Origin of the sequence: Pararhizobium mangrovi (genome assembly GCF_006516965.1) — a bacterium.
Classification (GTDB): Bacteria; Pseudomonadota; Alphaproteobacteria; order Rhizobiales; family Rhizobiaceae; genus Pararhizobium_B; species Pararhizobium_B mangrovi.
Genome location: NZ_VHLH01000002.1, coordinates 1 through 14070 on the forward strand (window position 1 = coordinate 1; position 14070 = coordinate 14070).

Sequence of the window (14070 nt, forward strand, 5' to 3'; positions counted from 1 at the left end):
GTCGAAACGGGCCATTCAAAGCTCCTCCTCGAGGATCTTTGAATCACGATCCAGCCTCAAACGGAATCCCGTTTATGAGTACAGATCCTAGCCGAGCTGGAAAGGGCAAACCGATGGCTGGAAAGAGGAAGAGCGCAGGGGTCCTGCTTCATCGCTTCCGGGCAGGGCACCTCGAAGTGCTTCTCGCCCATCCCGGTGGTCCGTTCTGGAAGAACAAGGACGAGGGTGCCTGGAGCATACCGAAGGGCGAAATCGACGAAGGCGAGGATCCGCAGACGGCCGCCATTCGCGAATTCGCCGAAGAGACGGGGCATACGCTCGAAACGCTACCGGTCCCGCTCGCCACCATCGAGCAGAAGGGCGGCAAGACCGTCGTCGCCTTCGCCGCCGAGGGCGATCTCGACGCGGAAACGCTTGCGAGCAACACCTTCGAGATGGAATGGCCGCCGCGCAGCGGCCGGAGGCAGGCATTCCCCGAGATCGATCGCGCGGCCTGGCTGACGCTGGACGCGGCGCGGGTGAAGATCCTCGCTTCGCAGCGCCCGCTGATCGATGCGCTGGAGGAAGCTTTCGGCCGGTAGCCGCCTGCGGCAGATAGCGCGCTCGGCTACGCACCGTGATGACGGCGCGGGGGCGAAGGCTGTATGTTCGCGGCGACAGGCAAGGAGAACGAAGCATGGAATACGTACGTCTCGGCGCGACCGGCACTCAGGTTTCGCGCCTCTGCCTCGGCTGCATGACCTATGGCGATCCGGCGCGCGGACGCCACGAATGGACGCTGCCGGAGGACGAGAGCCGGCCGATCCTCAAGAAGGCGCTCGACCTCGGCATCAATTTCTTCGACACCGCCAACGTCTATTCCGACGGCAGTTCGGAAGAGATCGTCGGCCGTGCGCTCAAGGATTTCGTTGCGCGTGACGATATCGTGCTCGCGACCAAGGTGCATGGCCGCATGCGCGAGGGCCCGAACGGTGCCGGCCTTTCGCGCAAGGCCATCATGGCGGAGATCGACAACAGCCTGCGCCGCCTCGGCACGGATTATGTCGACCTTTACCAGATCCATCGTTTCGACCCGCAGACGCCGATCGAAGAGACGCTGGAAGCGCTGCACGATGTGGTGAAGGCAGGCAAGGCGCGCCATATCGGCGCTTCGTCCATGTATGCGTGGCAGTTCGCGACGATGATCTTCACCGCGCGCGCCAACGGATGGAGCGAATTCGTTACGATGCAGGACCATCTGAACCTGCTGAACCGCGAAGAACTGCGCGAGATGGCGCCGTTCTGCGTCGACCAGGGGATCGGCCTTCTGCCGTGGAGTCCGCTTGCCCGCGGTCGCCTCGCCAAGACGTCGGACGAACGCACGCACCGGCAGGAGACGGACCCGCTTCACGAATCGCTCTACGCCAAGACCGCCGACAGCGATCGCGCGGTCATCGACGCCGTCGGCAATATTGCTGAAAAGCGCGGCGTGCCGCGTGCACAGGTTGCGCTGGCCTGGCTGTTGCAGGTTCCGGGCGTCACGGCACCCATCGTCGGCGCGTCGAAGGAAAAGCATCTCGACGACGCGGTCGGCGCCCTGTCGCTCCAACTGGAGCCGGCGGAGATCGAAAGCCTGGAGGAAGCCTACGTTCCCCATCCGATCGTCGGCTTTTCCTGAACCGTGCAAACCGCATCCATGGACGGGAACGGTCCGTTTCGACGAGAACCGGACGGGTTCTCGCGGGTTACGTTCATGCCGGCACCCGCCGGCGATCGTCGTCAAGCAAGGAGTTGCCCATGCAGTCCGTCACCCTCGATTTCGGCATCGCACCGCTCATCGCGCTCATCGCCGGCATCCTGATCCTCGTCGCTCCGCGCCTGCTCAACTATATCGTGGCGATCTATCTCATCATCGTCGGCCTGCTGGGGCTTTTCCCGGGGCTGCTGCATTAGGGATACGAACGGCAGAGGAGGGCGCCGCATGGCAACGGACCGGATGCGCATCGAAACCGGCGACATCACCAAGCTGGATGTCGACGCGATCGTCAACGCAGCGAACACTTCCCTACTCGGCGGTGGCGGCGTCGATGGCGCGATCCACCGTGCGGCCGGTCCGGAACTGCTCGTGGAATGCCGCGGGCTCGGCGGTTGCGATACGGGCGATGCGAAGCTTACGGCAGGGTATCGGCTGCCCGCACGCCACGTCATCCACACGGTCGGACCGGTCTGGAAGGATGGCGCGCACGGCGAGCCGGAAAAGCTCGCCGCATGTTATCGCCGTTCGCTGAAGGTCGCGTACGACAACGGCGTGCGCACGGTCGCCTTCCCGGCGATCTCGACCGGCTTCTACCGTTTTCCACCGGAGCGAGCGGCCGTGATCGCGGTGGAAACGGTCGCCGCGTTTCTTGCCGAGGCCGATGCCATCGAATCGGTCGTCTTCTGCTGTTTCAGCGCCGAAAGTGCGGACCACCATCGCCGCGCATTCGACGCCAATGCCGGTGTCGACAGGGACCGGTGACGGCGCGCAATCGTGCCGCTTGCACGAAGTGATAACCGCAAGCGGTTGAAGTAACGCTCCAAAGGCTTCATGCATGGCACAGTCCAAAAGCCGGTCAGGCGTATTCGAGCTTCGTCCCGTATCGGGGACGGACGGCAGACCCTCGCTTTCCGAAAGCAGACGATCGCGCTTGCCGGCACACCGATCGAGAGGGAGACGAATGCAGTATGACGACGCGTACGCCGCCCCGGCGGACGTCCTTGCCTTCTGGTTCGAGGAACTGACGCCCGAACACTGGTTCAAGCCGTCCGCGGAGATCGACGCGCGCATCCGCCAGCGCTTCGCCGCGACCCATCTGATGCTCGCACGCCATATCGAGGAGGCGTGGCGGCGCTCGCCCGAAGGCCGGCTTGCCGCTACCATCGTGCTCGACCAGTTCCCGCGCAACATCTACCGCGCGACGCCGCTCGCCTTCGCGACGGACGAACTCGCCCGCAACGAGGCACGCACGGCGATCGAGGCGGGCATGGATCAACTCGTGCCGGCCGAGCGTCGCGTCTTCTTCTACCTTCCGTTCGAGCATTCGGAAGCGCTCGAGGATCAGGAATGGTCCGTCGAACTGATCGCGACACTCGACCATGCGGAATATCTGGACTACGCGCGGCGCCACCGCGAGGTGATCGCCCGGTTCGGACGGTTTCCTCATCGAAACCCGATCCTGGGCCGGTTTTCGACCCGCGCGGAGGAAGCCTATCTCTCGACGAGCGACTCCGGCTTTTGATGTCCGCGGCGGCCGGAGCATCTTCCGGTCGGACCGATCATGTCCGGCGTCACACGATTGTGCTCTTGCCAAGCGGGGAAAAGCGTTCATCCTTTCCTTAATCGAGGCGTTGCGTGACGGCGGCCCGTTCGATGGACCGCCCCGCCACGGCGATGCCGCGTAGAAAAGGGGATGGCTGAAATGCGCTATGGCCTTTCTTCGCGTTCTTTCCGCAGCCATCGGTTCAGGCGAACCGGGGCACTTCTCGCGTCGGCCTGCGCTGCGGCATGGTTTGCGACCGGGGTACCCGCCAGGGCCGCCGGAGCACAAGGCGGCGACCAGAAGATCGACGTCGCGCTGGTGCTCGCCGTCGATGTTTCCTGGTCGATGGATACGGAAGAACAGCGCATCCAGCGCGACGGCTACGCCGCCGCCTTCCGCTCCAAGGAGGTGATCGACGCGATCCGCGAGGGCGGTTACGGCCGGGTCGCGGTCACCTATGTCGAATGGGCCGGCAGCACGATGCAGCTCGTTGTCGTGCCCTGGACGATCATCGACGACGAGGCCGGTTCGCAGCGTTTCGCCGACGCGCTATCGATGCAGGAGCCGGCACAGCTTCGCCGCACCTCGATTTCGGGCGCCATCGACTTTTCGAGCAAGCTTCTGGACAAGACGGGAATGACGCCGATGCGGCGCGTCATCGACATTTCTGGCGACGGGCCCAACAACGAGGGACGACCGGTGACCGAGGCGCGCGACGAAGCCGTCGCACGCGGCATCACGATCAACGGCCTTCCGCTGATGACGAGCGCGCGGGACGGCTTCGGCTATTCGATCGAAAATCTCGACGACTATTACGGTGATTGCGTCGTCGGCGGCGGCCAGTCCTTCGTCATTCCGGTGACGAGCTGGAAGGAGTTTCCCGAGGCGATCCGGCGCAAGCTGGTGCTGGAGCTGGCCGGCACCCCGACCGAGCGTGCCGCATACCGCGCGCCGCACGACTTTCCCGTCATCGAGGTCGCTGACGAAAACGCCGGGAAGGCGGGTGCGGACTGCATGATCGGCGAGAAGATCTGGCGCAAGCGCTGGGAGCGCTGGAACCAGTGACAGCGCTCTATAAACCTGAAAGGCTTTAGGCGGCGGCGCTGAGCAATTGCCTGCGCTCGGCGCGCTCCTGTTGTGGCGAGCGCGCGTAGAGTTCGCGGTAGCATTTGGAAAAATGCGAAGCCGAGACGAAGCCGCAGGCGACCGCAACCTCGACGATCGACATCGCGGACTGGATCAGCAGGTGGCGAGCACGGTCGAGCCTGATTTCGAGATAGTAGCGCGCCGGCGAGCGTCCCATCTCCTGGCGAAAAAGCCGTTCCACCTGGCGGCGAGAAAGTCCGACATGCTGCGCGATCGCGCCCTGCGAAAGTGGCTCGGCGATGTTGCCCTCCATTAGTTCGATGATCGAGAGGACCTTCGAGTTCTGGATGCCGAGGCGCGCGCGAAGGGGCAGGCGCTGCCGGTCGTGGGGCCCCCGCACGCGATCCGTCAGCGCCTGTTCGCAGATACGGTTGACGAGCCCCTGTTCGTGGTCTTCGCCGATGATCGTCAGCATCATGTCGAGCGAGGCCGTTCCGCCGGCGCAGGTGTAAAGGTTGTCGTCGACCTCGTAGAGATCGGCGAAGACGTGCGCATCGGGAAACGTCTCCGCGAAAGCCGGCAGGCTCTCCCAATGGATCGCACAGCGCCTTTCGGCAAGCAGCCCGGCGCTCGCCAGGATGTAGGCGCCCGTGCACAGCCCGCCGACCATCACGCCGCGCTGATGGCTCTCGCGCAGCCAGGTGTTGACGGCCGGGTTGACGAAATCTTCCACGCGAAGCCCTGCGCATACGAAGATCATCGACGGGCGAGAATCGCTGGCAAGGGCACGGCGTTCGCCTTCGAGCGAGAGGCTGACCGAGATCTCGACGCCGTTCGAGGCGATCACGGGATGACCTTCGAAGGACGAAAGGCGCCAGATGAACGCCTCGTAACCGAGCATGCGGTTGGCGATGCGCAGCGGCTCGATCGCGCTCGCGAAGGCGATCATCGAAAAGTTTGGGGTGAGGAAGAAGACGATCGAACGCCGTTCCGGCTTGAGGTTTGCCGTCATACCGTAACACACAGCACAATTCGGGCCTTGAACCCCGCGGCCACGATCTCGGGATGTCTCGCGAATCGACACTGTCATGGGCCGAAATGCGTGTGAAGCGGGATTTTTTCCCGGCAGGTGCCGCGACCGAACATTTCCGATCGGGCGGCGAAATGCCGCGCCGGCCGGTCGCTTTCGCCAGCGGGCGAAAACGACGTGTCGGAACTTGTCGAGCGTCCACGGCCTTCGCACATAGGGGGCATCGCTTCGGCGCAGATGACGTCGAAGCCCGTTCGCCCATACAGTCAGGAGGCTAGCATGAGCTTGAGAATCAACGATACCGCACCGGACTTCACGGCGGAGACGACGGCCGGAACGATCCATTTCCACGAATGGGTCGGCGACGGCTATGCCGTCCTGTTCTCCCACCCGAAAGATTTCACGCCGGTCTGCACCACGGAACTCGGCTACATGGCGGGCCTTTCCGACGACTTCGCCCAGCGCAACACGAAGATCCTGGGCATTTCGGTCGACCCGGTGGACAGCCACAAAAAGTGGAAGAGCGACATCGAGAAGATGTCCGGCCATACGGTCGATTACCCGATGATCGGCGATCCGAACATGGAGATCGCCAAGCTTTACGACATGCTGCCGGCGAGCGCCGAAGGCGAGGCGGGCGGCCGGACGCCGGCCGACAACGCGACGGTTCGCTCCGTCTTCATCGTCGGCCCCGACAAGAAGATCAAACTGATCCTCACCTATCCGATGACGACGGGCCGCAACTTCGACGAGATCCTGCGTGCGCTCGATTCCATCCAGCTCACGGCCAAGCACCAGGTCTCGACGCCGGTCCAGTGGAAGAACGGCGAGGACGTCATCGTTCCCGCCTCGCTTTCGGAAGAGGACATCAAGGGCAAGTACGGCACCTTCGATCCGGTGCTGCCCTATCTGCGCAAGGTTAAGCAGCCCACGGGCTGAGGCCTGTCCGGATCCGGAATGGCGAACGCACTGCCGGCGGTGGAAACGCTCGCCGGCAGCTTTCGGGCGGCTTTAGAGGGTTTCCGTATAAACCTGAAAAGATCTAGCCCAACCGCTTGGCGTTGCCGCGAACGCGCTTTGCGTAGGGTCGCACGCTCGAGGCCGCGATCCGTCCGCCGGCTTTCTCGATGGCTTTCGACGAGACGGATGTGCGCGGGCGCATCAGTTCGCGCATCATCGCGAACTGCCAGGCTATCATCGCTTCCGTGGAAGCGGCGACCTTTTCGGAAACCATGCGTGTCGTTTCCGCCTGCATCCGCGCGGAATGCAACGGCGAAGTCCACATCATGTTGGCGCGCGTCGCGATGACGAGCGGCGCCTGGAACCAGAGCGTCGCGATGTCCGCGAGCGGCGATGTGCTTCCTCGGCTCATGGCAGGGCCTTTCGATTACGGGGGCAGGTCTATCGCCCGTCGATTGACACCGCATTGCGTCGGATATGAGATCGCGGTGACGCCCCGGGTAAGACAACGGGTCATTGTACCCGTATAACGGGACGAACTTTTTGGCTCGCCGTGCGTTGCATGGGCGTATCATTTCCACCGTTACGCGATCTGCGGATCTCTTCAGGAAACCGACCATGCCCGTATCCAAAACTGCTCGTCTGGCTCTCGTTCTCGTCGCGCTCGCTTCGCTCAGCGCATGTGCGAACACCATCCGCGGCATGGGTCGCGACACGGCGAACGCCGTCGATGCGACCCAAGGTGCGGGTCGCGACGTCAACCAGGCCGCACAGTAAGGCAGTCTCGGGATCGGACTTCCTAGAGCCTTTCAGGTTTATACGGAAGCGCAGAGTGTTTCCGTATAAACCTGAAAGGCTCTAGTGTCCGGTCCCGTTTCGGGACTTTTTCATCGATCCGGTGTTTCGGTAACTGCCGAGTAACCACGCGCGATTATTGTTGATCGTGCGGCAGGCAGTGATGCCGAAGCTCCGGATCAGGTTCTTGCGTACCGGAGCGCCGCCCCTTCCGGGGAGCGCGTTGTTCTCGGTTTCGGCACAGCGACCTCGTATCGGCTCGCTGGTCATCCGCGCACGGCATGATAGAACACGGTACTTTCGCAGTACCGGGATCATCCATGGCCAAGGCACTGATGCTTCAGGGCACCGGCTCCGACGTGGGCAAGACGGTGCTCGTGGCGGGTCTCTGCCGCCTGTTCGCAAACCGCGGTATCGCGGTGCGCCCCTTCAAGCCGCAGAACATGTCGAACAACGCGGCCGTTGCCGAGGACGGAGGCGAGATCGGCCGTGGGCAATGGCTCCAGGCGCTCGCCTGCCGCGTGCCGTCCTCCATCCACATGAACCCGGTGCTCCTCAAGCCGGAAGGCGAGGCCGGCAGCCAGGTCGTGGTCCAGGGCATGGTTCGCGGCCGGGCGCTGGGTCGCGACTATGCGACCTTCCGCAGCCACCTTCTCGATGCCGTCCTGGAAAGCTATCGCCGGGTCGCGGCCGACGCCGATCTCGTGCTCGTCGAGGGTGCGGGCTCGCCCGCCGAGATCAATCTTCGGGACAACGACATCGCCAATATGGGCTTTGCCACGCGTGCCGACGTGCCGGTCGTGCTGGTCGGCGATATCGACCGTGGCGGCGTCATCGCGTCTCTGGTCGGCACCTCGACGATTCTCGCCGAGGCCGACCAGCGCATGATCGCCGGCTACATCGTCAACAAGTTCCGCGGCGACGCATCGCTCTTCGACGAGGGGCTTGCGGCGATCGGGCGGTTCACCGATTGGCCGTGCTTCGGCGTCGTGCCATGGATCGAGGCGACGGCGCGGCTGCCGGCGGAAGATTCCGTCGCGCTCGATCGGATGGCGCGACCCGGCGGCGGAACGGTGAAGATCGCCGTACCGCGGCTACCGCGTATCGCGAATTTCGACGATCTCGACCCGATCCGGGCGGAGCCCGACGTCGAACTCGTCTTCGTTGCGCCGGGAGAGCGGCTGCCGGCCGATGCCGCCCTCGTCGTCATCCCCGGCTCGAAGGCGACGATCGCCGATCTCGCGGCACTTCGCGCCAACGGCTGGGACCGCGACCTCGCCGTCCATCACGAGGGCGGCGGGCATGTCGTCGGAATATGCGGAGGCTATCAGATGCTCGGCCGCCGGCTCGCCGACCCGATGGGCATCGAAGGGGCTCCGAACGAGGTCGAAGGGCTCGGCCTTCTCGACGTCGAAACGGTGATGGTGCCGGAAAAGCACGTCCGCAACGTGACGGCACGCACGGCCGATGGGGACCTGCCGCTCGAAGGCTACGAGATCCATGTCGGCGAGACCACGGGCCCGGGCTGCGCGCGGCCGAGCGTCACGATCGACGGGCGTCCGGACGGTGCCGTTTCGCCCGACGGTCGGGTTTTCGGCACCTACCTGCACGGTCTTTTCGGTGCCGACGCCTTCAGACGAAGCTTCCTCGGAAAACTCGGTGCGACCGCCGGCGCACGCGGCCATCGCGAAGGTGTCGAGGCGGCGCTCGATGCCCTGGCCGAAGCCCTCGAAACCCATCTCGACATCGACGGTCTCCTTGCCGTGAGCCGGACCGGCAACGGCGGATAGGTCCGCGTGGCGCGCGCTATGTCAAGCGCGCCGAAGATGGGTCCGAACGCTCGGTCGACGGCTTTTCTCCCAGAGTGCCGGGCTTGCCCGCGGCGGGTCGCGCGTCGGTGATCAGCGCCTCGACGTCGAGGAGGACCTGCCGGATCGCCAGTCCGCGCGGGCATGCGAGGTATTGCGGCGTCCAGACCGGATCGAAACGGGCCTTGAAGGCGCGCAGGCCGTCGGCATGCTGGAAATGGCAGCCGTGCTGGAAGAGATCCGGCCCGATCCGCGCCCAGGTCGATGCCAGCGGATGGTCGGCATGGCCGTCCATCGGTGCGGCACCGAGATCGAAATAGGCGTAGCCCTGTGCCCGGCCGTAGAGCATCATGTGCACGAAGAGGCCTTCCATGACGACCTTCGACACGTCCGGTTCGTAACGCACGAGATCGGCGGCGATCTCGCTGCGGTTCGCCGAAACCCAGATATTGGAAAAGCCGACGATCCGGCCCTCCTTGCGCAGTACTGCGGTGTCGAAGCGCGAAAGGTAGGCGGGATCGAACGAACCCATGGAAAAGCGCCGGTCGTGCGGTCCGTATCGCCGGGTCCAGGCCGTGGCGACGCTTTCGAGTTCGGCGGAGATCGTTTCGAACCCGGCTGCCGGCACCACGTCGAAGGTAAGGCCTTCCCGCGTCAGCCGGTTCGTCACATAGCGGAATTCCTCGTGGCCGGGTCCTTCGACGGCGAAGGTCGCAAGGCGCACGCGCGCGCTCTCGCCGGTGCGGAAGATCGCAAAGCCCATGTCGAGATAGATCGGCAGGCTGCGCGGGCGCACGGCGTAGAACACCGCGCGCAGCGCCTGCCGCTCGGCGAGCTCGCGCAATTGCCACACGAGTTCCTCGTAGGCCTTCTTGTCGCCGATCGGGTCGCCGAGGCTGACGAGCGAGCGTCCGCTTCGCGCATACATCAGAAGTGCCGCATTGTCCTCGGCGATGAGGAAGGTCTTGTCGCCGGTCCATGCGGCGTTCGCACGCGCCTCGTTGGCGCGCTCGATCAGATGGCGCGCGGCGCTCGGAAGGCGCTTCGAGACGGTCGTGACTTCGCGTTTCGGTCGATGGAGAAGGGAAAGCACGCCGACGGCGACGAGCGCGAGGACGAGGCCGGCCGAGGCGCGAAGGAAACGGCCCTCCTGCATCTGCCAGCCGAAGTGCCACCACATCTGCGAATGATAGATGCCGTGCTGGTAGGAAAAGACGCCGAGCCAGATCGTCGCCGCGACACTGCCGACGAGGAAGGCGAGCCAGTTCGTCGACACCGACATCAGCCGTTCCGGACGGCTCCGCTGGAATGCGCCGCGCAGCATGACAAGGACGACGAGGCAGGCGAGCATGACGGCGCCCTCGTACCAGTCGAGGCCCTTGAGCGGCGCGAGGATCATCGCCGCCACGAGCAGGCCGACGGCAATGCGCCACGCGTTCTTCAGCCGCCGGCGGAGCCCCCATGCTACGACGATGAGGCTGAAGCCGATAAGGCTCGCGGCAAAATGCGCGCCCTCCAATACGGCGAGCGGGACCCAACGGTGCAGGAGCGCCAGCGTGAAGGGGGCATGCGGGACCGCGCTGGAAAAGACGAGCACGAGGCCTGCGAGCGATGCGACGACGGCTGCGACCGGTGGCACGAGCGGCCGGAGAAAGCGCGAGGCTTTGGAAAACCGGCCGCCAAAGCGCTGCTTGAGCCAGCCGACTTCGGTGACGGCGAGAATGGCGGCCGCGACGACGAAGGGCAGCACGTAGTAGATGATGCGGTAGACCATCAGCGCCGCGAGTACGTCTGCGCGCCCGGAGGCACCGAGTGCGGCCATCATCGTGACCTCGAAGACGCCGACGCCCCCCGGGACGTGGCTGACGACGGCAAGCACGACGGCGGAGAGATAGATGACCACGAATGGCGCGAAGCCGGGCTGCACGTCCGGCGGAATGAGGACGTAGAGCGCGTAGGTCGCGCCGGCGATATCGAGCAGGCCGGCGACGAGTTGCAGGAAGAGCGGTCCGCGCCCCGGCAGGATGAGCTGCCAGTTCCACAGCCTGAATTCGCGTCCGTCGCGCCCTGCATAGACGAAGAGCGCCACGAGGCCGATCAGTGCCAGCGTTCCGGCGACGCGATCGACCGTCGTGTTCAGGAGGTGGATGAACGGGATGCCCGCCGGCGAGATGATGACCGCCGTCGCGATGAGGCCGGTGATCGCCAGCCAAAGGCCCGACCATGTCAGAAGGATGATCTTGGCGATCTCGGCCCCGTCGAGGCCGAGGCGGGCGTAAATGCGGTATCGGACCGCGCCGCCGGTGACGAGGTGGAAGCCGAGAAAGTTCGAAAAGGCGAACCCGGCCATCCCGGCCACAGAAGCTACGGGCCAGCTGACCTTGCCGGGAGCGGCAATGCGCGTCGCGCTGATGTCGTAGGTGGCAAGTGCGCAATAACTCGCGGCCGTCGCCACAAGCGACCACAGAACGATGATCGTCGGCAGATTGGAAAACGCCCGATCGAGGTCGCCGAGGCTGAGCTCGCTCGTCATGCCGTGAAGCATGTAGAAGGCCACGAGCGTGACGCCGATGGCGACCACCGGCCCGATCAGATGCGTGGGCAGGCGATGCCAGGTTCGCAGGCTCCAGCCGCGTATGGCTTCGACCGCGCTCATGGAGCGGTGCGCCTCCGTCTTTCAGCGAACACGAGACCTCCCGAAGTGGAAACGACGACCCGCAGTGTCCCGCGTCCGGTAGCAACCTCCCGGCACGGCGAAGGTTTCGCTCGATCCCGCGTGCGATCGCGCCGGCCGCCCACCGTTTTGCCATGGCCGCCGGCCGCCGCACCGACCGTTTGCCGAAACCGACCCTTGTTCGCCTTGCGATAGCCGATCGGGCCTTGCGATGGAATGCCGCGACGGAAGGTTTTTCGGCAAAAGGCAGATATGACGACGCCCGGCGCGAGGGCCGGGCGTCGTCGTGTTCGAGCCTTGGAACGGCTTCGATCAGGCCTGATCGAAGGGCAGGGCGATGAACGTCTGCTGGCCGCCGCGATCGACGAGAAGCAGGACCGACTTGCGATCGCTCTTCTTCGCCTTCTGGATCAGTTCGCTGGCCTTGTTGGCGCTGTCGACCGACTGCTGGTTGATCGAGAGGATCACGTCGCCTTCGCGCAGGCCATGTTCGTCCGCCGAACCGTTGTCCTTCACGTTGCTGACGACGACACCCTTCTCGTCGCTGTCGATCTGATACTGCTGGCGCCGTTCCTGCGTCAGGTTGGCGAGGCTGAAGCCGAGGCTGGAGACTTCCGCACTGCCGTGCTGGTCCGGCTTGGGCTGCTCGCTGCTCTTGCTGTTCATCGCCTCGACGTTGTTGGCGTACTTGGCGATGTCGATCGAAAGCTGCTTGGTGTCGCCGTTGCGGAAGACGGTGATCGAAGCTTCCTGTCCGGGCGTTACGTCGGCCACCTTTCGGGCGAGATCGCGCGGTCCGGAGATGTCCTTGTTCTGGAACTTGGTGATCACGTCGCCGGTCTTGATGCCGGCCTTCTTGGCGGGCGAATCGTCGCCGACGGAGGCGACCAGCGCGCCGCTCGCCTTGTCGAGGCCGATGGCGTTGGCGACGTCCTCGGTAACGGGCTGGATCTGGACGCCGATGAAGCCGCGCTCGATCGAGCCGCTCTTGATCAGCTTGGAGACGATCTGCGACGCCTGGTTGGAGGGAATGGCGAAGCCGACGCCCACATTGCCGCCGTTGGGCGAGTAGATCGCGGAGTTGATGCCGACGACCTTGCCGTTCATGTCGACGAGCGGACCGCCGGAATTGCCGTGGTTGATCGCCGCGTCGACCTGCAGGAAGTCGTCGTAGGGGCCGTTGTGGAGGTCACGGCCGCGGGCGGAGATGATGCCCGAGGTGACGGTGGTGCCGATGCCGAACGGGTTGCCGAGCGCGAGTACTGGATCGCCGAGCTTCAGGTGGTTCGAATCGTCCCACTGAACGGTCGGAAGCTGCTTGCTGGCGTCGATCTTGAGGACGGCGAGGTCCGTCTTCTCGTCGGTGCCGAGCACCTTGGCCTTGTACTGCGATCCGTCGTCCAGGGTCACCTCGACCGAACTCGCGTTCTTCACCACGTGGTTGTTGGTGACGATCGTGCCGTTCTGGTCGATGATGAACCCGGAGCCGAGTGCTTCCTCGCGGCCGTGGGGCATCTGCGGCATCGGTCCGCTGCGCCCGTTCGGTCCGTTCGGCCCGTTCTCACCGAAGAACTGGCGAAAGAAGCGGTCCATCGGCGAACCGGGCTCGAAGGGCGTCATGCCCTGGTCCTGATCGTCGTCGTCGTCCGAATCGGAGGCGTTGTTGCCGTTGATCTCGGTCGTGACCGTCACGACGGCGGGTTTGACCTTCGCGACGATCGGCGCGAACGACCCGACGGGCGCCTGGTTGGCGGTGTTCGACTGCGTCGACTGCGTTGCCTGATTGCCGGTGTTGGTCTGGGCATGCGCGGAACCGGAACTGAGTACGGGCGTCAGCGCCAACGGCAGCGCGACGGCCGTGACACCAGCAAGCGCGAATGCCTTGTGACGGCGGGTGACCTTGGACGTTTTCATGGTAGGACTCCGATCTGGACTTGGCAAAAATTCTTCGCCGCTCGGTTCGTCGAGCGGGCTATGCGACGGTGAGGCGTCCGCCGCGACCCACTCCGCTCCGTCGGTCGATGAGGCGAACATAAAACGGCAAAAACGAAATTGTTAGGGCCAATTCAGGTCGTTACCAAAATTTAATACCTAGAAACGCCCGTTGAAAGCGCCTTGCGAAAATAGAAGCCGTTCCGCCATTGGAAAAACATGAACTCCGCGTAATAAACACCCATGCATTACTTTGACGATCACTTACTTCGCATGATCCGGCAAGCCGTCGCGGCCGCGCGATTCGTGGTCGGCCCGTCCGGATCGCCTACCGCCGGAACGGATCGGGGCCCGACAAAGTTCGAGCGTTTGCACCACGTATGCTAGCAATCGGCTTGCGGGGTTTATAGTGCTGGATCCCGCGTATGGCCATGGACGGCCTACCGGGTCGGAGATCGGCGTAGCAAGGGCGACGGACATGCGAGGCACATGCGAACGAGGACTGGT

At 64.4% G+C, this 14070-nt stretch carries 13 protein-coding genes; 9 read left to right on the plus strand and 4 right to left on the minus strand.

Annotation, left to right across the window (positions count from 1 at the left end; translation table 11 throughout):
- Positions 1 to 113 precede the first annotated feature (113 nt).
- The 6 genes from FJU11_RS01730 (at position 114) to FJU11_RS01755 (ending at position 4343) form a co-directional block, all read left to right on the plus strand.
- Positions 114 to 581, plus strand: coding sequence for an NUDIX domain-containing protein (locus tag FJU11_RS01730; RefSeq protein WP_141165293.1), 468 nt, complete (start codon positions 114 to 116; stop codon positions 579 to 581).
- A gap of 95 nt (positions 582 to 676) precedes the next feature.
- Entirely contained in the window at positions 677 to 1657 is a 981-nt protein-coding gene (locus tag FJU11_RS01735) for an aldo/keto reductase (RefSeq protein ID WP_141165294.1), read from the plus strand.
- Positions 1658 to 1776: 119 nt separating this feature from the next.
- Positions 1777 to 1932 carry a DUF3096 domain-containing protein gene (locus FJU11_RS01740; RefSeq protein ID WP_141165295.1) on the plus strand — a complete coding sequence of 52 codons (156 nt, stop codon included), beginning with the start codon at positions 1777 to 1779 and terminating at the stop codon, positions 1930 to 1932.
- 28 nt (positions 1933 to 1960) lie between these two features.
- Positions 1961 to 2497, plus strand: a complete 537-nt coding sequence (locus FJU11_RS01745) for an O-acetyl-ADP-ribose deacetylase (RefSeq protein WP_141165296.1) — start codon at positions 1961 to 1963, stop codon at positions 2495 to 2497.
- A 199-nt stretch (positions 2498 to 2696) separates the two neighbouring features.
- Positions 2697 to 3257, plus strand: a complete 561-nt coding sequence (locus FJU11_RS01750) for a DUF924 family protein (RefSeq protein WP_141165297.1) — start codon at positions 2697 to 2699, stop codon at positions 3255 to 3257.
- Between the two features lie 171 nt (positions 3258 to 3428).
- The gene (locus FJU11_RS01755) at positions 3429 to 4343 is read left to right on the plus strand and encodes a DUF1194 domain-containing protein (RefSeq protein WP_235890755.1); all 915 of its coding nucleotides are present in this window, start codon (positions 3429 to 3431) and stop codon (positions 4341 to 4343) included.
- 25 nt (positions 4344 to 4368) lie between these two features.
- Here FJU11_RS01755 and FJU11_RS18820 read toward each other — a convergent pair whose 3' ends face one another.
- Positions 4369 to 5376 carry a GlxA family transcriptional regulator gene (locus FJU11_RS18820; protein WP_141165298.1) on the minus strand — a complete coding sequence of 336 codons (1008 nt, stop codon included), beginning with the start codon at positions 5374 to 5376 and terminating at the stop codon, positions 4369 to 4371.
- Positions 5377 to 5673: 297 nt separating this feature from the next.
- Between FJU11_RS18820 and FJU11_RS01765 the strand changes: the two genes are divergently transcribed.
- On the plus strand, positions 5674 to 6333 hold the full coding sequence (locus FJU11_RS01765) for a peroxiredoxin (RefSeq protein ID WP_141165299.1): 660 nt from the start codon (positions 5674 to 5676) through the stop codon (positions 6331 to 6333).
- 103 nt (positions 6334 to 6436) lie between these two features.
- Here the strand turns inward: FJU11_RS01765 and FJU11_RS01770 are convergent, their stop codons facing one another.
- Positions 6437 to 6766: a hypothetical protein gene (locus FJU11_RS01770; RefSeq protein WP_141165300.1), complete on the minus strand. Its 330-nt coding sequence runs from the start codon at positions 6764 to 6766 to the stop codon at positions 6437 to 6439.
- A 206-nt stretch (positions 6767 to 6972) separates the two neighbouring features.
- On the opposite strand from FJU11_RS01770, the gene FJU11_RS01775 reads away from it, so the two are divergent.
- The gene (locus FJU11_RS01775) at positions 6973 to 7131 is read left to right on the plus strand and encodes an entericidin domain-containing protein (protein ID WP_141165301.1); all 159 of its coding nucleotides are present in this window, start codon (positions 6973 to 6975) and stop codon (positions 7129 to 7131) included.
- A 338-nt stretch (positions 7132 to 7469) separates the two neighbouring features.
- Positions 7470 to 8939 carry a cobyric acid synthase gene (locus FJU11_RS01780; protein WP_141165302.1) on the plus strand — a complete coding sequence of 490 codons (1470 nt, stop codon included), beginning with the start codon at positions 7470 to 7472 and terminating at the stop codon, positions 8937 to 8939.
- A gap of 16 nt (positions 8940 to 8955) precedes the next feature.
- On the opposite strand, the gene mprF is transcribed toward FJU11_RS01780, so the two are convergent.
- Both mprF and FJU11_RS01790 read right to left on the minus strand, forming a co-directional pair.
- Positions 8956 to 11613, minus strand: a complete 2658-nt coding sequence (mprF, locus tag FJU11_RS01785) for a bifunctional lysylphosphatidylglycerol flippase/synthetase MprF (protein ID WP_141165303.1) — start codon at positions 11611 to 11613, stop codon at positions 8956 to 8958.
- Positions 11614 to 11943: 330 nt separating this feature from the next.
- Complete coding sequence (locus FJU11_RS01790) at positions 11944 to 13545, minus strand: DegQ family serine endoprotease (RefSeq protein WP_141165304.1); 1602 nt, start codon at positions 13543 to 13545, stop codon at positions 11944 to 11946.
- Positions 13546 to 14070: the final 525 nt, after the last annotated feature.

Coding starts and splice junctions, on each gene's coding strand:
- FJU11_RS01730 (WP_141165293.1), top strand. CDS start 114: ATGGCTGGAAAGAGGAAGAGCGCAGGGGTCCTGCTTCATCGCTTCCGG.
- FJU11_RS01735 (WP_141165294.1), top strand. CDS start 677: ATGGAATACGTACGTCTCGGCGCGACCGGCACTCAGGTTTCGCGCCTC.
- FJU11_RS01740 (WP_141165295.1), top strand. CDS start 1,777: ATGCAGTCCGTCACCCTCGATTTCGGCATCGCACCGCTCATCGCGCTC.
- FJU11_RS01745 (WP_141165296.1), top strand. CDS start 1,961: ATGGCAACGGACCGGATGCGCATCGAAACCGGCGACATCACCAAGCTG.
- FJU11_RS01750 (WP_141165297.1), top strand. CDS start 2,697: ATGCAGTATGACGACGCGTACGCCGCCCCGGCGGACGTCCTTGCCTTC.
- FJU11_RS01755 (WP_235890755.1), top strand. CDS start 3,429: ATGGCTGAAATGCGCTATGGCCTTTCTTCGCGTTCTTTCCGCAGCCAT.
- FJU11_RS18820 (WP_141165298.1), bottom strand. CDS start 5,376: ATGACGGCAAACCTCAAGCCGGAACGGCGTTCGATCGTCTTCTTCCTC.
- FJU11_RS01765 (WP_141165299.1), top strand. CDS start 5,674: ATGAGCTTGAGAATCAACGATACCGCACCGGACTTCACGGCGGAGACG.
- FJU11_RS01770 (WP_141165300.1), bottom strand. CDS start 6,766: ATGAGCCGAGGAAGCACATCGCCGCTCGCGGACATCGCGACGCTCTGG.
- FJU11_RS01775 (WP_141165301.1), top strand. CDS start 6,973: ATGCCCGTATCCAAAACTGCTCGTCTGGCTCTCGTTCTCGTCGCGCTC.
- FJU11_RS01780 (WP_141165302.1), top strand. CDS start 7,470: ATGGCCAAGGCACTGATGCTTCAGGGCACCGGCTCCGACGTGGGCAAG.
- mprF (WP_141165303.1), bottom strand. CDS start 11,613: ATGAGCGCGGTCGAAGCCATACGCGGCTGGAGCCTGCGAACCTGGCAT.
- FJU11_RS01790 (WP_141165304.1), bottom strand. CDS start 13,545: ATGAAAACGTCCAAGGTCACCCGCCGTCACAAGGCATTCGCGCTTGCT.